The sequence below is a fragment of the Paenibacillus sp. S33 genome (genome assembly GCF_053615415.1).
Genome location: NZ_JBSIEZ010000001.1, coordinates 5,230,680 through 5,251,164, shown reverse-complemented (window position 1 = coordinate 5,251,164; position 20,485 = coordinate 5,230,680). Strand labels below are relative to the sequence as shown.

Sequence of the window (20,485 nt, the reverse complement as noted above, 5' to 3'; positions counted from 1 at the left end):
TGTGTTACCCGGGTAAGGGTCTTCCTAAATAAAGGAGAGCCTGAACATGTATATAGTAAACGGTCAACAATTGAAAAAATACCACGCTGCCAATCTGATTTTGGATGGTGCATCGTTTGATATCCATACGGGAGAAAAGGTGGGACTCATCGGCCGCAACGGAAGCGGTAAAACCACCCTATTACGCCTAATCGCACGTTTGTCCCGCCCAGATGAAGGGCAGCTCGTCATCGCCAAGGATACGAAAATTGGCTATTTGCCGCAAATTCCGGCGGAGTTTGAGAGCTTCACCGTGTACGAAACGCTGGCTTACGCCTATCGTGAGCTGAAGGATTGCCGCAATCAGATGAGCACACTGGAACGGGAAATGTCAGATCCGGTTGTGGCAGCGGATGCGAGCCTTCTGGAGAAGCTACTGCAATCGTATGCTGCCTTGCAGGAACGGTTTGAACGCAATGGCGGCTATGAAATGGATGCAAACATTGACCAGGTAGCGGATGGGCTGCGTATTCCCAAAGGTATGTATACGCGCAGCTTCGGCTCGCTGTCGGGTGGAGAGAAAACAAAAATAGCGCTGGCATCACAGCTCATCGGACGACCGGATTTGCTGCTGCTGGATGAGCCGACCAACCATCTGGATTTGAAAGGGCTGGAATGGCTGGAGCAATTTTTGCAGGGCTATACAGGTGCGTGTGTGGTTGTATCTCATGATCGTTATTTTCTGGATCGGGTCGCCGTTAAAATGATTGAGCTCGAGGATGGCGAGGCGTTTACGTATTATACGAACTACAGCGGCTATGTTAAGGAAAAGGAAGAACGATTGCTACTACAATTTGAAGATTATAAGGAACAGCAAAAGCGGATCAAAAAGATGAAAGAGGCCATTCGGCGTTTTGAAGAGTGGGGTCGCAATGGCGATAACGAAAAGTTTTTCAAAAAAGCAGCATCCATTCGTAAGGCGTTGGAGCGCATGGAACTGGTGAAGCGGCCTGTATTGGACCCGCAGGGGGCGGAATTTCACCTAAAGCTGGAGGATCGTTCCGGTCGCCGGGTACTGCAGTTTGAAGAAATTGTTAAAGCCTATGGAGAGCGACAGATATTAAACGGGGCAACGGGCAGTCTGGAATTCGGCGAAAAGGTGGCCTTGCTGGGTGATAATGGGTCAGGCAAAACGACGTTGCTCAAGCTTCTGCTAGGTCAGGAAAGCGCAGATGCAGGCACGGTCCAGTGGGGTGCGCGCGTGGAGTACGGATATTTGGCGCAGCAAGAAAGAGAACGGAATAGCCGGGCAACTGTGCTTGCTTACTTCAAGGAGGAAGCAGGGGTTGAAGAAGGCGAGGCACGCGGGTTGCTAGCGAAGTATTTATTTTACGGTGCCGATGTGTTTAAGCCCGTGAGCATGCTGTCCGGTGGCGAATGGTCCCGCTTACGGCTGGCGTTGCTGGTCATGAAAAAGCCAAATTTGTTGGTGCTGGATGAGCCGACGAACCACCTGGATATTGACTCACGCGAGGCACTGGAGGAAGCGCTGGATACCTACACGGGAACGGTGCTGGCGATTTCACATGACCGCTACTTTGTGAACAAGCTGGCAGGGCGCGTGTGGGAGCTGGAGGCTGGAAAGCTGACCTTTTATCTAGGCAGCTTTGATGAGTACCGAGCGAAGAAGCGGGAGCTGGAGAACGCTCGTCTACAGAGCGAGGGGGATACCGGGACACGCCCGACATCTGCAAGCAGAGCCGCATCGGGTGGCGGCTCAGGCTCGGGCACAGCTGTACATTCCAGTGTAGCGAGCAATGGCATGGGGGCGGCTGCGCATACGGGAGCGACTACGGAAGACGATGCGAGCCGTACACGCTCAGGTCGCTTGGGCTCGCCCGCTGCCGGGTCTGGGGCACGCGAAACGAAGGCCGCGAAGCCATCACGCACGCCCGCTGCATCCAGCGAGCGGTTGGAGCGGGCCATCGCCGCCAAAGAAGAAGAATTGGTGGCGGCGGATGCCGAGCTGGAGCTGCTCGGCACAAGCGACGACACGATACACATGGCGGAGCTGTGGGACGCGCGTGAGCGACTGCAAGCGGAGCTGGATGTATTGCTTGGCGAGTGGGTTGAACTGGAGTAGGTACAGGCTAGTAGTTACTGGATAGAAAACAGCTTATTCTATATAGAGGGTAGCCCTGAGGTAGAACGTTTACTGAAGGGCTATTTTATTTTGTTAATGAGAATGGAAGTGGGAATATAATAACCATATATTAAAACTAATACATTATAATGATTTCTTATCATTTAGTTTTACATATAAAGTAATAGATTTACATTTTGCAACACGTGATATTATTTCATTTGTAAGGGCGACACTAATCACTGTTAGATGAAGTTTGTATTGTCAACGAAGATTATACATAAGATTTCCCACATGGTCATATATGACAATATTTCGAATGGATGACGATCTGGTCGGGATTTTGTTCATATAAATCCTTCTATCCTACTGGAGAAGGGGAGTATTTCGACGGGACATGAATCTCGTTGAAGGCTGATGGTGTATCTAAACGAAAGGGGGGGGATGCAATGGCTGAAAACTTATTTGATCTGGACGTTCAAGTAAACAAATCTCAAGGTTCTGTAGAGCCTCAGGTTCTGAGCATTGTGGCATGTTCTAGTGGATGTGGTAGCGGCAAAACTGCTGCCAGTTGTGTTGAAACCTGTGGCAACAGATGTTTTACAAACGTTGGTTCACTCTGCTAATCCCGATTGTTGCTTTTTTAAATAATGATTTTTATTGTACTCCATAAAAGAAAAACAAGAAGGAGGGACCTTAAAGTCCCTTCTTCTTGTTTGATAAGTATTTATTTTTTAACTATAAAATATTTAAAGATATTTGGATATTGTGTTTGGTAATGGAGGGAAAAGTATGACCGATTTCTTATTAGAAGTAAAGCAGGTAAACAAAAATGTGGGCAAAAGAAGCTTGTTAAATAATATTTCCTTTGAGCTTGAAAAAGGGAAGATTTATGGATTCATTGGCCCGAACGGAGCTGGGAAAACGACGATGATGCGAATCATGACGGGGCTGATGCAGCCCACTAGTGGTTCTGTAAGGATAGCTTCATATGATGTACAGACGGATCGGGAAAAGGCGCTGTCCAAAGTGGGCGCTATCATTGAATCTCCGGTCTTTTTTGATTATATGACAGGCAGACAGGTGCTGCGTAATTTGTCCCGATTGCACTCGGGAGTTGTATCCTCTGATCGAGAAAGCCATATTAAAGAATTGTTGGAACGGGTGGGTCTGGAAAATCGTGGGGATGATAAGGTCAAAACCTATTCGCTGGGAATGAAACAACGGCTTGGTATAGCCCAATCTATGTTGGGTAACCCTGAGCTATTGTTGCTTGATGAGCCTTCCAATGGTCTCGATCCTATGGGGATGCGTGAGCTAAGAGATATAATTCTTCGTTTGCGTGATTCAGACAATTATGCCTTTTTTGTCTCCAGCCATCTGTTAGATGAATTGCAGCAAATGTGTGACGAACTGATTGTCATCAAAGAAGGGACGCTTATTTGGAAGGGAGGCGCCGATCAACTTGTCAAGGAGGGTCAACGGTTAGAGGATGCTTTTATGGGGCTGATGGGACTATGAAGACACTCATTTATAGCGAGTTTGAGAGATTGTGGAAAAGAAAATGGTTCTGGTTACTAATTATATGTACCCCTGTATTGGTCTATTCGACAGGGATATATATATTGCATACGTTAAGGGTTCCTGTGGAGGTTTTATCCAGAAATTTCATTGTTGCAGGCTTGCGTGAAAATCTATATTTAATATGCAATTTTGCTGTGGCTACCTTGGTGGCTGCTGTATTTACGGAGGAGTTTAGGAGCGGACAGCTGAGATTGTTATTTATGCGTCGTTTTACCCGTGGTCAGATTTTCTGGAGTAAGCTATTAGTTGTGAACACTTCTATTTTACTTCTTCTGATCGTATATGCTATATCCTCGCAAGTAATCGTTGTTGTCTGGAGGTTCTCACATAATATAAACGGTATGGGTATTTTCGGGCAAATATGGCTCCAAGCGTTTGAATACTATGGGTGGGCATTTGCCTCTTTATTAGCTATCAGTTCCCTCTATTCTTTTATTGCTATGTGCAGTAAAAGTGTAACGTATGCAATTGGTATTTGTATGACGTACAATCTGGGTGTTTTGTTATTTGATCCGTTGTACTTGAAGTTGGCTGCTGTATTCTCTTCTATTCCACTCTTAAAGAATCTGGTTACTTTTTTATTAATTCCATATTTACAATACAAGGGGCTGGATCAATCGCTGATATGGAATTGGTCCGTTAATGGTGCGATTGTGATTGCCGTCTTGTTCCACCTGATTTTTTTTACAGGGTGGGCTTACCGTCGTTTTACAGCTGATGATTATTTGTATTAGGAGGATCTGTATGTCTGGAATCTGGTTGAGTGAATTAGAGCGAATTTGGAATCGTAAATCTACTTTTTTATTATATATAGCAATGCTTCTTATTGTTTTTGTGAATATATGGAGTCTCAAGACGAATGGTACAATGCGATTTCGGTTTGGTGAAGGGACGGTAATTGTTAATAATTTGAATCTGCCTTGGCTTATGATGAGCGAGATTTCTCTATTTTTAATCTTAGCCATGTTGCCTATTCTGTATGTCGATCAGTTAAGTGGCGATCTTCATACCGGAGCATATCGGCTTTATGTATTGAGACCGTATCGTCGTTTTCAATTCTGGCTTGGCAAGCTACTCGCTTTATCGGTTACAACAGTCGTCTTTACAGGGACGGCCCTAGTGATAGGTATAGTAGCTGGCTGGTTGCTTTTTCCTCATACTTCCACCTTTTTTAAATATGGTTCAGGAACAGCGTCTCCCTCATCGGATGCAATCCCATATACACTTGCATTCTATTTAGTTTTAACACTGGCCTGTGTGGCAAAGTTGTTGTTGAGTAGTGCTGTATGCTTGTTTATTTCAAGACCCTTGTTTGCTTTTATTGCTATTTTTGTTTTATCCGCCGCTCTTTATCAGGTGGTTAGACCGCTTGTCTTGCTAATGGATCCCTTTCAACAAATTGTGCTTGCTTTAAGGGTGGAAGGTTCCTTTAATTTTTGGATGTGCTTAATCGCTATTACATTGATCGGCTCAGTTATCAGCTTTGTACGTTGGCAAAAAAAAATAATTTAAAAGTTTGTTTTAGAACGGAGGTTCCTCATGAAGACAACAGAAAATCTGTACAAAACGTTAGATTTTTTCATGCTTCGTACTCCTGTATTACCCGTCCAAGAGTTTTCTAAATGCTTTCCGGTCAGTATTAAAGAGGGGGAAGATGCCAGGGAGATTGCATTAGAGCGTCTATTGGAATTGTCCCGCGATCCGTTCATTCGTGAAGCGCTAGCGGCTTCCAGTCCCACTTTGCTTGAATCTTTAGTACATATCAGTAATCAAGACAATCAGCGCAAACAAGGACAAGTAATCAAAGCATTTATGCGTTATATCATTAGAATGATTACACGGCCAACACCGTTTGGTTTACTATCTGGTATCACATATGGGCGATTCGGGGAACAATCGCATCTTTTTTTACAAGAAACGAACACGTTTAAAAAACGTGCAAGACCCGACATGGAATGGCTAATGAAAGCAGTTGAGATGGTCGAAAGCCGTAGAGAGATTGTGCGTCAGCTGCAGATTCGGAGTAATACATTAATTTATCGTCAGGGTAACCGAGCTAAAATTCCTTATACGACAAGGCATGGCAGTATGGTTGATGGCGAAGATCAGAGTGTGTCTGTTCGTATAACTCAGGTATTTGATTGTGTGATGGATGCAAGCTCAACCTTCATACCATATCTAGATTTAGTCGATCATCTTAACAAAACATTTGAGGGTGCTAATGTTGAGGTGATTGAACGTTATGTGTGGCAACTTTTCGAGCAAGAATTTCTGATTTCCGAACTTATTCCACCTACGACGACTACTGAACCGCTAAATCATATACGATCTGTTCTGAGCCCAGTAACAGGTATTGAAGAGTTAAAAGAGGATCTTGATAACATCGCAGATACTTCTGCTAAATATAATCTTCTTCCTATAGGTCAAGGGGAACAGTTGCTAGAGAGCTTAAGACAAAAAATGAACAAAATGTTCAGTGCGAAATCAAGCTTGCAAATCGACCTCTCTCTGGAAGATCAAGGTATCATTCTTCCGCACTCCATACGTAAGGATATTGAGTGTGTTGCTGAATTATTGACCAAACTTTCAACGCGTGAGAACAGACCTTTGAATGAGTTTTGTGTGGAATTTTTGGAGAAATACGGACCATATCGGGAAGTGCCTTTGCTGGATTTGCTGGATGAGGACACAGGGCTAGGGACTCCGGCAGGCTATAAACACCCCACGAGCCGTCGAGTACGGTTACAGAACATGTCTCCATCCAAGTCGAGATCGCATCAGGAGAAGCTTTTGTTTCAATGGTTTGTATCTGCTATTCATGAAGGAAAGTATGAAATTGTATTGACAGATGGCATGGTAGACGAATTGATAAAGGGTCAGGAAGAGGAGAAATGGCTAGCAGCACCTTCCATGGAATTATTTTTTCAGCTAATCGCTTCCGACCAGCAGGCTTTGGATCAAGGCCAATATACACTGCTCCTAGCACCTAATCAGGGGTCTGATGCAGCAGGAAAGACGTTTGGTAGATTTTTGGACCTGTTCGGGGAGTCTTTTAACGATATCTTCTCTAGTATCCAGTTGGAAGAGCAGCGTTTGCAACCCGAAAAGCTGCTGGCTGGAATATCTTACTTGCCGAGCTCGGGAAGATCGGCAAATGTAGTGTTAACGAAACAAACCCGACCTTATGAGATCGCAATAGGGACTAATCATACAATGCCGGAAGATCGACAAATTCATATTTCCGATCTAGTCGTTGGTGTGCGGAACGATCACTTTTATTTGAAATCAAAGAGCCGCAATAGAGAGGTCATTGCTAGTCCGGGACACATGCTTAATGCGGAGTTGACTCCCAATATATACCGTTTTCTCGTGGAGGTTAGCGATAATGGCTATCGCCATTGGTCACCTATGGAGTGGGGGTTTGTGGCTCAGGCCCCTTTTACTCCACGCCTCAGGTACAAGCATATTATTCTCTATCCGGGAACGTGGAGAATTGCAAGTAAGACAGCAAGTAGCCCGTCGAAGAACATGGTGGACTTCGTCAAGGAGATAGGTTCATTTCAGGAGAAATGGAACATACCACGTTATGTTTATATGATTGAATCAGATAATCGTATTTTACTGGATATGGATCATCCGCTGCATATCGAACAATTATGCAGGGATCTCCAGTCTAAAGGAAAGGTTACCTTGATAGAGCACATTGGTGGTCTTGACAATTCACCTGTCTCCTGTGGAAAAGGACATTTAACGGCTGAGTTTGTTTGTCCGCTCGTTCGAAATCAGACTGTGGATACGCAACGTTTTATGGAAGAGACTGCAGCTTCTCTTGAATTGGTTGCAAGAGAGAGTGAGCAACAACTGAGAAACACAGTCCATGCTTATCTGCCTGGAGAATCTTGGTTCTACGCGAAGCTATACGGTATGAACAGCCGGCAAAATGAGTTTATAGGTGGGTATTGGGAAGAATTTGTGCGGGAGCATCAGGACTGTGGTACCATCCTTCAGGCATATTTTATCCGATATGCCGATCCGGACAAGCACCTGCGTGTCCGATTTGAGCTTTCGAAGAATAGGACAGTAGATGAGTTTCTCTCTACGTTTCATAAATGGACAGAGATGCTCCTGCATGAAGGGATGATAGCCAGAGTGGTCATCGACACGTATGAGCCCGAAATAGAGCGATACGGTGGGAGTAAACTCATGATCTGGGCGGAAAGAATGTTTTCTTGTGACAGTGAGGTAACAGCTAAGCTTGTACACCTCATTCGATTTAACCAAGTTTCCTTAGAAGCGGATATTATAGCCACTTTAAGTGTTATCAATCTCCTTTATCAGTTTGGTTACCATGAGAAGGCTGCGTTTAAATTACTAAATCGATATTTCGATGTCAAAGAGTATTTGGAGGATTTTCGCAAAGAAAGGAAGTTTTTTTTACAATGGATGGCATCTGATCTGGAAACTTCAGACTCCATACAATCCAACCTCCAGGCTATAGAGAGTATTTTCAACATAAGAAAAGGAGCAGTAGAGCAGTATATCCATGTACTCTATGAGCATGAAGTGGAAGGGGTATCCACTAACACGAGAGAAGATATTGTATTAAGTGTGATTCATATGCATTTGAACCGACTGCTCGGGATAGACAGGGATCGAGAACGGAAGATCATGATTATGGCCAGACATGCTTTGAACAGTTTAGTTCAATATCGGGGGAATCGACAATGACCGATATTCAAGCGAATACCAATCTTGAGTCTTCTACTATCTGGAGGTCTGTACGACAGGGATTAAAGCTGTTTTCGTTGGTATTTGGTATGAATAAGACGTATATGGTATCCAGCATTTTTTTGCATATTGTTCAGGGCTTGATGCCTGTTTTGACACTGATAATTATGCAAAACCTGCTTAACAGCATTGTTTCCTCTGGCACTCAAGGCATCTCCCTGATTATGTTACAGTTTGGTCTGTTCATAGCGATTCACGTACTGAAAAGTGTAGTTACCATGAGCCAAACGTTTGTTGAAGGCACACTGGAAGCGGTGCTGTCCAAGTCCTTAAATATGATGATCGGGGAAAAATCGAGCTCTCTAGGATTAGCCGATTATGAAAATTCGGAAATTAACGATCAATTAAAGCGCGCCTCCCAGGAGGCCTCTTATCGGCCGTATCAACTGTATACGCAAATGGCGGGCATTTTATCCAGCTTGGTCACCATGGTGTCTTCCGCAACCTTGATTTTTCTGTGGAAATGGTGGGTGGTCATCATTCTATTTGTGATCTCTCTGGTGTCTGTATACTCTATTTTTAAGCTAAACAAAGAACAATTTGAAATCTACATGAATCGAACTCCGTTATATCGAGAATCTTGGTATATGACCTACCTGTTGACCAATGATCGTGCAGTCAAGGAGGTCAAAATTTTTAATATGAGTTCTTATTTGCTCAAGAGATATGGGGATTTGCTGCAGAGATTTTTTGTAGAGGACCGACGAATTCTAGGTAAACGGGTCACAATTACTTTTATGTACAGTCTGTTGGAGCTTGCTGTGTTGTTGGGAGTAGTGTGGGTGGCTATTAGGGAGACCTTTGAGAAGAAAATTTTAATAGGTAGCTTATATGGCTATATTCAAGCAATTATGCTGACGCAAAGCCAGATGCAGGCATTGATTCAGGGAATTGTACAATTTTCTCAAAATAATTTGTATATGGAGCAGCTATTTTTATTTTTACAGCTCCCCACATCAGACCCGGTCCGGCAGCAAAAGGAACAAGCGCTACCGACTGCTCGAGATAGAAACGGAAATTTGTGTATTGAGCAAATATCTATAGAAGGTGTTTCTTTTACTTACTCGGGTAAAACGGTTCCCTCTATACGTGATATTCATTTAACCATGAGTAAAGGACAAACCATAGCCATTGTAGGAAAGAACGGTTCAGGTAAATCAACGCTTATGAAAGTACTGATGCAGCTTTACTCTAATTATGAAGGTGTGTTTAAGATTAATGGCCTTCCGGTTCAGGGTTATGATCTGCAGCAAGTTCAGGATAAAATAGGAGTCGTGTTCCAGGACTTTATGCATTATGAAATGTCAGCACGTCATAATATCGGGTTTGGATCGCTAGAGCGTTTGGAGGAGGACAAGGAGCTCATCCGTGCGGCTCAATATGCGGCTATAGACCAAATTATAACCGAGCTTCCGGAAGGATTAGACACGCAACTCGGAAAATGGTTCGAGGGTGGCTTCCAGCTTTCGGGAGGACAATGGCAGAGAATCGCAATTGCTCGGGCTTTCTTGCGCCAGGCAGATGTATATATTTTGGATGAGCCGAGTTCCTTCTTGGACCCAGTAGCAGAAAGGGATTTGCTGGAGTTATTTCTAGAGTTAATGAAGGGTAGCATCGGAATTTTTATAACACATCGAACTTCTTCGGCACGTTTGGCGCATAAAATCGTGGTCATGGATAATGGGACAATTGTTGAGCAGGGAACCCATAGGGAGCTGATGCTACTAGATGGATTATATGCAGAGATGTACAACATTCAAGCTAGTTCATTCAATGAAGAAGAAGCTTTGGTCCAAACCGGAGGGAGAGTATCAGGATGACGACGACTTCATATACATGCGACAACTGGATACCCGTCAAGGGAGAAATGAAGGATAAGATATCCGCAGTATTGCAGGAAATTACTGAACGCTATAGAGACCCGGATCAGGTGCGTTTATGGATGAAAAAGATACCTCCAATAGAAACCGACGGAATGAAGATAGAACGTTGGTCAGATGAAAGTTTGGGCAGTGGATTTACGGGAATATGTTTACTTATGGGTCAGCTGGATTATCTGTATCCCGAGGATGATTGGGATCTTGTAGGACATCAATATTTAGAGCGAATTCGTATGATGGTGGAGCAAAGAGGTGTTCACGACTTATCCCTGTATAGTGGATTAGCAGGTATTTTGTTGGCCATTTACTCCTTATCTAGGAATGGCACACGTTATCAAGGCATGCTGGATACGCTTGCTTCATGGTTTGAAGAAGCTGCTTTACATAGTCTATCCCTACATCAAGTGGAATGGGAAAAGGGGCAGTTACAGATGAGTCAATATGACACCATCTCTGGCTTTACGGGGGTGGGGCGTATTGCTATGCTGTTCCAAAACCGTCCAGCTATGCGAATGGTATGGGAAAAGACAATGGATTTGTTCCATGTCATGTGCGGTGAGAAAAATATAAATGGTCACACTGTACCCTCTTGGCACATTTCCTCGGAATATCAGTTTCAGGAGAATGAAAAGCTACAATATCCTCAGGGGAATTTTAATTTAGGGCTTTCGCATGGTATTTCAGGTCCCTTATGTTTCCTGAGTTTGTCTGCCCTTCATGGTGTGGACTCTCCTCTTTTAATAAACGATATACATAGACTGGCAAAGTTTATACATCATTGGCGTGTTCAGGATGTGGAGGGTATGATTTGGCCTGGTCGAGTTTCTTTTGAGGAGTGGCTGGAAGACCAACCATCTCCAGGCAGTACTCAAAATCATCGTGATTCCTGGTGTTACGGTGTACCAGGTATTGCACGTTCTATCTGGCTGGCAGGACAAGCTGCTCGCAATGAAGAATGGATCGAAACGGGGCTACGCGCATATTTGGATATTGAAAAAAGGCTTTACCGCAAAGGTGGATTATCTTCTTCTACATTGTGTCATGGTATTGGGGGATTATTGCATCTGGTTCAACGCATGTACTCAGATACTGCCCACGAGCAGTTAGGGATGATGCGGGACAGATTACTGGAAGATGTATTAGATATGTTCGATACTAATTCGTTGTTTGGCTTCTATGATCATAGCCTATTGGATGGAAAGCTGGCAGAAGTGGATGAGGCTGGTCTTCTGAATGGAAGTGCGGGAGTAGCTCTCGCGTTAGCTTCCTTAATTGGAAATAAAAATCCAGATTGGGATGCTGCTTTTCTAATTCACTGAGATATACCACGTTTTTTATCTAGCCTGAACATTATAAAAGCGAAAAAGATCCAATCGACTCTTGTGGTCATTAGGATCTTTTTTAACATTAATTCCTCCTGATATTATTTCTCAGTATACCGGAGCAGTCTTTGAGCCCAGATAGCCGATGCCTTTTTCTTGGGACTGCTTCATGACCTGCCATTGTTGTAGTTGTAAGTTGGCGTACATATGAACGAAAAATAAGAGATTTTGGTTCATGCTGTAACAGTATCGTTTCTTTTCCATAAGGGACGGGTATTAATTGTCTAGTCTCGCATAGATTGACATAGGGGAAGAGGAGGTATGAGTATGTGGTGTTGGGTCAAAAAGCTGTCTACACTGGCGGCGATCCTTTTATTGGCTTTTTTTGTAAGCGCATGCAACAAGGACGATGCTTCGGGTAAGGTGAAAATTGAGTTTTTTCAAAACAAGCCGGAGGCCAAGGGTTCATTCGATAAGCTAATCTCTCAATTCAATCAGGAACATCCCGGTATTGAAGTGACACAGGTCAATCCGCCAGAGGCAGAGACTGTGTTATTGACCCGGGTTGTCAAAAACGATGTACCTGACATTGTAGGGCTTGGGGCCACCGATACCTACTCCATTTTGGCGCAAAGTGGTATTTTTACGGACCTGTCGAATACAGAATTGCCACGTACGATTGATCCGATTTACCTCAAAATGCTTAAGGATGTAACCGGGGTCGATCCCGTGTATGGAATTCCTTATGCTGCGAATGCGAATGGTGTGATGTATAACAAAACGCTTTTTAAGGAAATGGGATTACGGGTGCCCAAAACGTGGGATGAGCTGATTGCAACGGCGCAAAAGATCAAGGCTGCTGGAAAAATCCCGTTCTATTTTACATATAAAGATGATTGGCAAACGAACCTCCCCTTTAATGCGCTGGGCCCGAATCTGGTGGGCATTGATTTTTTCCTGCAACGGCGTGAAAATCAGGTCACTTTTCAGGACAAGTACCGCGAGGTTGCGGAAAAGCAGCTGGAGCTATTGAAATACGGACATGGTGATAATTTTGGCAAAAACTATGCCGACGGTAACCGTGCCTTCGCTAACGGGCAGGGATTGATGTACATTCAGGGCTCGTGGGCCATATCTGAAATTCGCAAAGCCAATCCGAAAGTGGAGCTTGGATTTTTCCCATTACCGACAGGGAATGACGAAAAGGCAGTCAAGCTGGTGTCCGGTATAGATACGCTATTAGCCGTATCGGAGAGCACTCCGCATAAAAAGGAAGCCGAGGAGTTCATTGCCTTCTTGTTGAAGCCGGAGAACAGCAAGCAATACATTACAGAGCAAACGCTGTTTTCGGCGGTGAAGGGAGTCACGCAGGATGATCCGAGTGTGGCAGAGCTGTTGCCGTATTTTAAATCGGGCCGCGTCGTTGATTTTGCCGATCACTATATTCCCAAGGCGGTCCAATTGAATTCGATTGTGCAGGCCTTCCTGCAAAACAGAGACATCGACGCTTATCTGGCCAAGCTGGACCGAGAATGGGATAAGGTAGCTAACCGCCGATAGGAGAGGAGGAGGAGACATGAATAAGCGACTAACGACTTTTTACTGGATGACGGTGCCAGCGGTGCTATTGTTTTTTGTATTTTTGACCTTGCCTGCCTTGCAGGGCTTTTATTATTCGCTTACGAACTGGAACGGCTTTGGTCATCAGTATCACTTTGTCGGGTTTAAGAACTATATTAATTTGTTTCAGGACGACAATGTGGGGAACGCATACTGGTTTACTTTCAAATTTGCGATTGTGGTTACCATTGCGACTAATATCCTTAGTTTGCTGATTGCGCTAGGGCTGAATGCTAAAATACGGTTTCGTAACTTTTTCCGCGGTATTTATTTTCTGCCTAATATTTTGAGCGTGCTAATCGTGGGTTACATATTCAATTATTTGTTCTCGAACGTATTTACGATTTGGGGGCAAAATTTAGGTATTACCTCATTGTCGACGAACATTTTGGGCAGCGAACAACTGGCTTGGGTGGGGGTTGTCATCGTAGCTGTATGGCAGGGGATTGCCTTTAATACGATTCTCTATCTGGCCGGGCTGCAAACCATTCCGACAAGTCTGTATGAGGCGTCCAACCTGGACGGCGCGGGTAAATGGCGCGAATTCTGGAGCATTACCTTTCCGTTAATTGCACCGTTTTTCACGATTAATATGGTATTGGCGATGAAAAATTCCCTGATGGTGTTCGATCAGATCGTGGCTTTGACGAATGGCGGGCCGGGACGAGCCACCCAGTCGATTTCCCACCTGATATACACAGGGGGATTTAAAGGCGGAGAATTTGCTTATCAGTCGGCTAACTCTGTTATTTACTTTATTGTGATCGCGATCATTTCCATCTTACAGCTGCGATTCCTCCAGAGAAGGGAGATGGATAACTGATGAAAACAAGCAGACGTACCAACTGGCCTGTGCTGCTTCTGGTAGCGTTGGGGACAATATTTATCCTGTTTCCCCTCTATATGACGGTAACGATAGCACTTAAAAATCCCGAACAGATGGCGCATTCCGCCTTTGCCTTTCCGACCGAGCTGCATTGGGAAAATTTTAGTCGTGCCGTAGAAATGACCAACTTCTTCAGCGCTTTTCAGAACAGTGTGATGGTCACGACATCGACGGTCATATTAACTTTGCTAACCAATTCGATGGTCGCTTATGCGATTGCCCGTAATATGCAGCGACGCTTTTTTAAGGGATTATATTTTTACTTTGTGAGCGCCATGTTTATACCGTTCCCGATCATCATGCTGCCGATTGTAAAACTGGCCTCGGGCCTTCATATGACTAATCTGTTGGGTCTCATTATGCTGCATACGGTGTATGGTTTGGCGTTTAATGTTTTCGTGTATGTCGGTTATATTCGCTCCATTCCGGTGGCATTGGAAGAGGCAGCCACGGTAGATGGTGCGACGACATGGGGTACTTTTTGGCGCATTATATTCCCGCTGATGGCTCCGATTAGTGCTACGGTGGGAATTCTCACTTGTCTGTCCACATATAACGACTTCCTGCTGCCGCTCATTATTATCAGCGATGCGGAGCAATATACGCTACCGCTCGTCCAGTATGTATTTCAGGGGCAGTTCAATACCGACTTTAATTTGGCCTTTGCCTCGTATCTAATGGCCTTGCTACCAATGATTATTGTCTATCTGATTGCACAAAAATGGATTATCAATGGCGTTACGCAAGGTTCTGTAAAGTAGGACGGGAGTCAACCGTTCCAGGCAGACTGTGCCTTCATAGGAAAATAAAAAGGGGTCCCCTATACCACGGTTCACACAGGTATAGAGGACCCTCTTTTTATAGCATTACTATTTAGATGCTTCGCTGTTGCTTGTCAGAGGCTGTAAGGGTACGGTTGTCTCTGCTTCCGGGTCGTCCGTTGTATAGTAGAACATATAGATAAAAGCTTCCTTCTTTTTGAAGTTCTTGTAGACATCCACTGCCTTGTTATTGCCGTCTCCAGTGAAATTGGCTGTGATCGGCTTGCCGATAATCCGTTCTTTACCCAGGCCAATATGCGTCTGGTTAATCCCTCCAAAGTGAGCGTCCTCGCTTTCGGTTTCTACGAATAAGTCTGATCCCTGTTTATAGTAGGTCCACTTCACAGGATAGCCACCGACTTGCGTCGTTAGTGTCTGCTTTTGCTCAGAAATATCAGTTAAACGCTGTGGCGTTTTGTCATCCGAATGGGTCGTAACCTTGTATTTACCTGTAAAAGTAATAGGACTGTCCTTGGTAATCACAAGATTGGACGGCCTTTCAAAACGGATTGTGTTCAGATCGTGTTCCTGATCAGGTGATGACCAACGACTACCCTCTAACGTTGTGCCGTTCACAGAGAGAAAGTACTTTTGATAAGGTAACATGGCGAATTTCTCCTTGCTTCTGATCGTGACACGGATTTGCGTAGGTGTGACAATCATTTGTTCTAGCAAAACATTTGGATTGCCTTTCTCCAGTGGGATATTCAGCACACTTTTAATCGTCCCGCTTTCCATCTTCTTCTTGCTTAGCTGCAGGTCAAATTTTATAGGTTCATTTATACTTTTCTCGGTTTGCGCATATTGAAGTTTGAAGGTAGTCTGTCCTTCCGGCATATCCGCTTTGGAAAAATATTGCTGTGCTGTATACTCCCCGTTATCACCGGGTTTGCCAAAAGTTCCTCCCGGCTGCGACATCACAGGGATTCCGCCCTTGTAGGCCATGATCTGCGGATTATCCCATCTCTTGGGTATCGACGAATCGAAGGTAATTGCCGAGGACAGCATCAGCTTATCCTTCCCTTGTTCAAATACCTGCACTTTCATATCTTGTAAGCCATTACGATCCAGCTTGAACGTCTGCATCTGAGACGATGTGATATCGAGCGGCAATCCCAGTTCTTGAACGCTGGTGAGCTCAATATGATCTACGTTCAGCCGCACGTTCTCTGTTTCTTGCTGCGGTGTCCAGTCACTTTCAAAGTACCCGTTGTACCGTTGATTTTTCGGGTCCCATTGCTGAAAGTTATATTCCCCTGCACTGCTTTCCCCCGCGGCACTTTTTAGCGATACGCCTTTGACATTCCAAAACTCGTTTTCTGCTCGTTTTCCGACCTCCAAGCTGTACAGAATCACGGTCCGGTTCTCATCGACAATAGCTGTATGCAGCGTTAGCTTCACTCCGTCTCTGGTCACGGACTGCTCCAACGGTTGCCCGAGGTTTTGCTTTAATGCTGTCTGGATGCCACTTCTTCCGCGTAGCAGATTGTCCCAGTTGTAGTGGATGGCGGCATAGACAGGAACTGCAACCAGAAGTGCGCTTAGAGAGGCGGCAATAGCTATTTTGCGCCAGTTTCTGTGTCGGTGGGGAGTGAATGAATCGGAAGTGTCGGTTAGCGTAGGGGCAGTATGCCCTGTCTGTTCCATCCGGTTCCACATCTCACCGAAGTCAGGATAGGCCATTTCCGAATCATCATTTAACTTGCGCTTCAATGCCTTTTCTATGTTGTTCATAGTTCTCTCCTTCCATCTCGGGAATTTGTACCCCTGCATCCCGCAATATTTGCTCCAATAACTTTAGTCCTTTGTGAGTCCTCGATTTGACGGTTCCCAGCGGAATTTCTAGCAGTTTGGATATTTCCGCCAGCGTGAAATCATGCATATAGCGGAGTGTCAGCACAGCGCGGATTTTGGCCGGAAGGCGATTCATATAAACGGCCCATTCCTCTGCCGATTCGCGTTCTTCCACCAGCCTGTCTACAGGTTTACCTTCCGCCCCGCTAAATAGATAGGGATTAGCCGATACCTTCAAATGCAGGCTTTTCTGGCGTTTAAGGTAATTCAGACAATGATTGACCGTAATCTTCATAATCCAGGCTTTTAGTCGTTCGATCTGTTCACGATTGCTGCGAAACAGGATGATAAACACTTCCTGCGTTAAATCCTCTGCATCCGATGCATTATGTACCATGTAGTAGCAGGTTCGGTATACATCTCGTTGATACAAATCAAACAACTCTCGATTGCTCTCCAATGATGTGCTCTCCTTTCTCGTGCAGTTTATCTATATAACAACTGGGGTCCTCAAAAGGTTCATTTGGTTGCGAAAAGTAAACCGTCTGCTTCAAATGTACCACACGAAAAAAGAAGCCTGTAAATCTCAAAATAGCAGATTTACAGGCTTCTTACATGTTCCTAAGCTAGACCCTAAGGGATGACACTTCTTCACGCGAAAACACGTCAATGGATAGCTTGCGGACTACTCCGCTTAGTCAACCAGCCGTACTAGCGTTCTTCCTTGCGAGCGGGCTGCAAGTATGTCTTCGAGCGCGCTTGGCAGGTCGGCCAATCCGACTTCGCGCTCAACGAGCTGCTCCAGCTGTTCCGGCTTCCATTCGCTGCCGAGCCGCTTCCAGATTGCTACGCGAGTGTCGTATGGGCAGAAGACAGAGTCTATGCCCAGCAGACTTACGCCGCGCAAAATAAACGGCAGCACCGTCGTAGGCAGCTTGGTGCCTGCCGTCAGGCCGCTCACGGCAACGGAGCCGTTGTAGGCGATCTGGCTGAGCAGCGAAGCGAGCGGCTTTCCGCCTACAGGATCAACAGCTGCTTGCCAAAGCTGCTTGCCCAGCGGGCGGATGCTCTCCGCACCGTCGTAGACCTCCTCGCGGGAAATAACCTCGGCTGCTCCGAGCGCCTTGAGGTAATCGAGCGCATCGGCCTTGCCACTGCTGGCTACGACATGGTAGCCTCTCTTGTTCAGCAAGGCAATGGCTGCCCCGCCCACACCGCCCGTCGCTCCGGTGACGAGTACCTTGCCCTGCTCCGGAGTAACGCCGTTTTGCTCCAGTCGATATAACGACAGGGCTGCGGTGAATCCGGCTGTCCCGAAAATCATTGCCTCTCTCGGCGTGAGTCCGTTCGGAAGTGGAACCACCCAGTCCGCAGGCACGCGTGCATATTGGCTGAATCCTCCGAATTGAGACACACCCAGCCCGTATCCGGTAACGAGCACCGCTTGTCCTTCGCTAAAGCGGCTATCCTCCGAAGAGACGACGGTTCCCGAGCAATCTATGCCTGGTACGAACGGATAGGCTTTGACAATATTGCCATCCTTGCGGGCAGCAAGCCCATCTTTATAATTGATGCTGGAATAAGCGACACGAATCAATACTTCTCCAGCAGGTAAACTGCTAGCTTCCAGAGAACGTACCTCTGCTTGGACTTCACCGTCCTGTGTCTGATCGACGACAAGAGCTTGAAATGATTGAGTCATCTGTAAAAGCCTCCTTTATTACCTTTTAACCCTATGAATGTCCTATATATTCCATTATTAATTTCACAAATTATGCTTAGGAAGCATACAACAATCTTCACAACCTGTCAGCGGCAATGCTCACAGGCTCGTATTCTATTATACTCTTTAGCTCATAATTGCGTCGAAAAGACCAGACTACTGATATATTCTTGCAATATCCTGTTTCAATAAAGTTCGATAATCAATTATAAAGAGGGTGATAAATGAATTCTTACGCATTTTGCAAATCATTTTACGTAAACGGGATGTATTTTCAGAATGACTGTGCTAACATACCTTTTGATCGTTAAATAAATCTATGAAGAAAGGTGAATGAATGACAACCAGAGCACTAAAAAAAGGTTCGGTATTGTCCGAAGCTAAGGAACTGAATTTGTTCCGTTTAACATGGCCTATTTTCCTTGAATTGTTTCTGTTTATGCTAATGGGGAGCGTCGACACATTCATGATCAGTTCTGTATCTGATAATGCGGTGTCGGGTGTGGGCGCGTCCAATCAAATTATTTCAATTGCTATCCTTGTACTGGAGGTTATCGGCAACGGCGCTGCTATCGTCGTAGCTCAATATATCGGTTCTAAGAAACTAGTCGAAGCGGCCCAGGTTACAGGTACGGCCATTACGTTGAATTTGATGGTAGGTCTTTTGCTTAGCGTAATTTTTCTCGTATTTGGTACGCACATGTTGCAATGGCTGAATGTCCAGGGTGAGATTCTGGCTTACGCGGAGTCTTATATGAGCATCGTCGGAGGTGCCATTTTTCTTCAAGCATTGATTAATGCGCTGGCGGCGACTATTCGTACACATGGTTTTACCAAAGAAACAATGTATGTCTCGGTTTTTATGAACGTGATCCACGTGGTCGGCAACTATGTTTTGATTTTTGGGCATTGGGGAATGCCTGCACTTGGAGTAGAAGGTGCTGCTATTTCTACAGTAGGTAGCCGCTTTATTTGTCTCCTGATCTTCTTCTGGCTGATGTACCGGGTCACTGAGGTTCGTGTCGAGTGGAAATATTACGTCCAATTGTCCAAAAAGTTCATCTCTAAAATATTGCGCATTGGTGTACCATCCGCGCTGGAGTCCATTATGTATCAGTCGTGTCAGCTCATCTTCACACTGTACGTGACTTATCTGGGCGCAGAAGCAATGGCGACACGTCAATATGCGAATAATATTTCAAGCTATATTTACTTGTTCAGTATGGCAGTCGGTATGGGTACGGCTATTGTGGTAGGAAGGCTCGTGGGAGCCAGACAGAAGGATACTGCCTATAAACGTGTATTGACCAGTGTGAAATGGGCGTTGCTCGTGACCGTGATTATTGATGCGGTGGTCATCTTTTTCCGTGTTCCCTTGCTTGGTTTGTTCACGGAAAACCCTGAAATTATTCGTTTGGGAGCACAGGTCATTTTACTTAGCATTCTGCTAGAAACTGGCCGGACCACGAATATCGTCATTATTAACTCGTTGCGTGCTGCTGGAGATGCGAAGTTCCCGGTCTTTATGGGTCTGATCTCCATGGTTTGCATGAGCTTGCCGCTTGGTTATCTGCTTGTGTTCAAGCTGGATATGGGACTCGCGGGTGTGTGGCTGGCGATTGCTGCTGATGAATGGACTCGTGCTGTCATCATGTATGCCCGCTGGAAAAGCCGTTTATGGGAAAAGCATGCGCTGGTCGAGCACGATACACCAGATCAGTCTGCAACGCCCGTTCCGGCACATTGATGTCGAGCAGCATTTAGGGCCAGCTGGAACCTAGCTTTTCGATAGAGTTGTGTACGCGGAGGCAGTTCAAGAGAACATCTTGAACTGCCTCTTTTTGCTGCTGGAGAACCATACTTCTACACGGTGGCACGATAGGCAACTTTGAAGTTCGACTTATATCATAATGGCATCCATAAATAGAAGTATGGTAAATTTACT

At 45.1% G+C, this 20,485-nt stretch carries 15 protein-coding genes; 12 read left to right on the top strand and 3 right to left on the bottom strand.

Going from position 1 to position 20,485, the window contains the following annotated elements:
- The first annotated feature begins 46 nt into the window (after window positions 1-46).
- From abc-f to ACWGXJ_RS23810, 11 genes are all read left to right on the top strand, one after another.
- Window positions 47-2,122 carry a ribosomal protection-like ABC-F family protein gene (gene abc-f / locus ACWGXJ_RS23860; RefSeq protein WP_452567717.1) on the top strand — a complete coding sequence of 692 codons (2,076 nt, stop codon included), beginning with the start codon at window positions 47-49 and terminating at the stop codon, window positions 2,120-2,122.
- A 449-nt stretch (window positions 2,123-2,571) separates the two neighbouring features.
- Window positions 2,572-2,748 carry a gallidermin/nisin family lantibiotic gene (locus tag ACWGXJ_RS23855; protein WP_155729784.1) on the top strand — a complete coding sequence of 59 codons (177 nt, stop codon included), beginning with the start codon at window positions 2,572-2,574 and terminating at the stop codon, window positions 2,746-2,748.
- 166 nt (window positions 2,749-2,914) lie between these two features.
- The gene (locus tag ACWGXJ_RS23850) at window positions 2,915-3,643 is read left to right on the top strand and encodes an ABC transporter ATP-binding protein (protein ID WP_061831969.1); all 729 of its coding nucleotides are present in this window, start codon (window positions 2,915-2,917) and stop codon (window positions 3,641-3,643) included.
- The gene (locus ACWGXJ_RS23845) at window positions 3,640-4,440 is read left to right on the top strand and encodes an ABC transporter permease (RefSeq protein ID WP_061831968.1); all 801 of its coding nucleotides are present in this window, start codon (window positions 3,640-3,642) and stop codon (window positions 4,438-4,440) included. Before ACWGXJ_RS23850 ends, ACWGXJ_RS23845 begins: the two co-directional genes overlap by 4 nt.
- A 10-nt stretch (window positions 4,441-4,450) precedes the next feature.
- Entirely contained in the window at window positions 4,451-5,218 is a 768-nt protein-coding gene (locus ACWGXJ_RS23840) for an ABC transporter permease (protein WP_061831967.1), read from the top strand.
- A gap of 27 nt (window positions 5,219-5,245) precedes the next feature.
- Window positions 5,246-8,434 carry a lantibiotic dehydratase gene (locus ACWGXJ_RS23835; RefSeq protein ID WP_452567716.1) on the top strand — a complete coding sequence of 1,063 codons (3,189 nt, stop codon included), beginning with the start codon at window positions 5,246-5,248 and terminating at the stop codon, window positions 8,432-8,434.
- Window positions 8,431-10,314: an ABC transporter ATP-binding protein gene (locus ACWGXJ_RS23830; protein ID WP_452567715.1), complete on the top strand. Its 1,884-nt coding sequence runs from the start codon at window positions 8,431-8,433 to the stop codon at window positions 10,312-10,314. Before ACWGXJ_RS23835 ends, ACWGXJ_RS23830 begins: the two co-directional genes overlap by 4 nt.
- Complete coding sequence (locus ACWGXJ_RS23825; protein WP_061831964.1) at window positions 10,311-11,693, top strand: lanthionine synthetase C family protein; 1,383 nt, start codon at window positions 10,311-10,313, stop codon at window positions 11,691-11,693. Before ACWGXJ_RS23830 ends, ACWGXJ_RS23825 begins: the two co-directional genes overlap by 4 nt.
- A gap of 330 nt (window positions 11,694-12,023) precedes the next feature.
- Entirely contained in the window at window positions 12,024-13,256 is a 1,233-nt protein-coding gene (locus ACWGXJ_RS23820; protein ID WP_452567947.1) for an ABC transporter substrate-binding protein, read from the top strand.
- Between the two features lie 16 nt (window positions 13,257-13,272).
- Window positions 13,273-14,139 carry a carbohydrate ABC transporter permease gene (locus tag ACWGXJ_RS23815; RefSeq protein WP_069290633.1) on the top strand — a complete coding sequence of 289 codons (867 nt, stop codon included), beginning with the start codon at window positions 13,273-13,275 and terminating at the stop codon, window positions 14,137-14,139.
- Window positions 14,139-14,963 carry a carbohydrate ABC transporter permease gene (locus ACWGXJ_RS23810; RefSeq protein ID WP_023990874.1) on the top strand — a complete coding sequence of 275 codons (825 nt, stop codon included), beginning with the start codon at window positions 14,139-14,141 and terminating at the stop codon, window positions 14,961-14,963. The genes ACWGXJ_RS23815 and ACWGXJ_RS23810 overlap by 1 nt, the downstream gene beginning before the upstream one ends.
- A 108-nt stretch (window positions 14,964-15,071) precedes the next feature.
- Here ACWGXJ_RS23810 and ACWGXJ_RS23805 read toward each other — a convergent pair whose 3' ends face one another.
- The 3 genes from ACWGXJ_RS23805 to ACWGXJ_RS23795 all read right to left on the bottom strand — a co-directional run bounded on the left by ACWGXJ_RS23805 (window position 15,072) and on the right by ACWGXJ_RS23795 (window position 18,519).
- Complete coding sequence (locus ACWGXJ_RS23805; RefSeq protein WP_452567714.1) at window positions 15,072-16,757, bottom strand: DUF4179 domain-containing protein; 1,686 nt, start codon at window positions 16,755-16,757, stop codon at window positions 15,072-15,074.
- Complete coding sequence (locus ACWGXJ_RS23800; RefSeq protein ID WP_322158930.1) at window positions 16,717-17,277, bottom strand: RNA polymerase sigma factor; 561 nt, start codon at window positions 17,275-17,277, stop codon at window positions 16,717-16,719. The genes ACWGXJ_RS23805 and ACWGXJ_RS23800 overlap by 41 nt, the downstream gene beginning before the upstream one ends.
- Window positions 17,278-17,511: 234 nt before the next feature.
- Window positions 17,512-18,519, bottom strand: coding sequence for an acrylyl-CoA reductase family protein (locus ACWGXJ_RS23795; protein WP_254349923.1), 1,008 nt, complete (start codon window positions 18,517-18,519; stop codon window positions 17,512-17,514).
- Window positions 18,520-18,877: 358 nt separating this feature from the next.
- Here ACWGXJ_RS23795 and ACWGXJ_RS23790 point away from each other — a divergent pair, with 358 nt between their 5' ends.
- Entirely contained in the window at window positions 18,878-20,287 is a 1,410-nt protein-coding gene (locus ACWGXJ_RS23790; protein WP_023990870.1) for an MATE family efflux transporter, read from the top strand.
- Window positions 20,288-20,485: the final 198 nt, after the last annotated feature.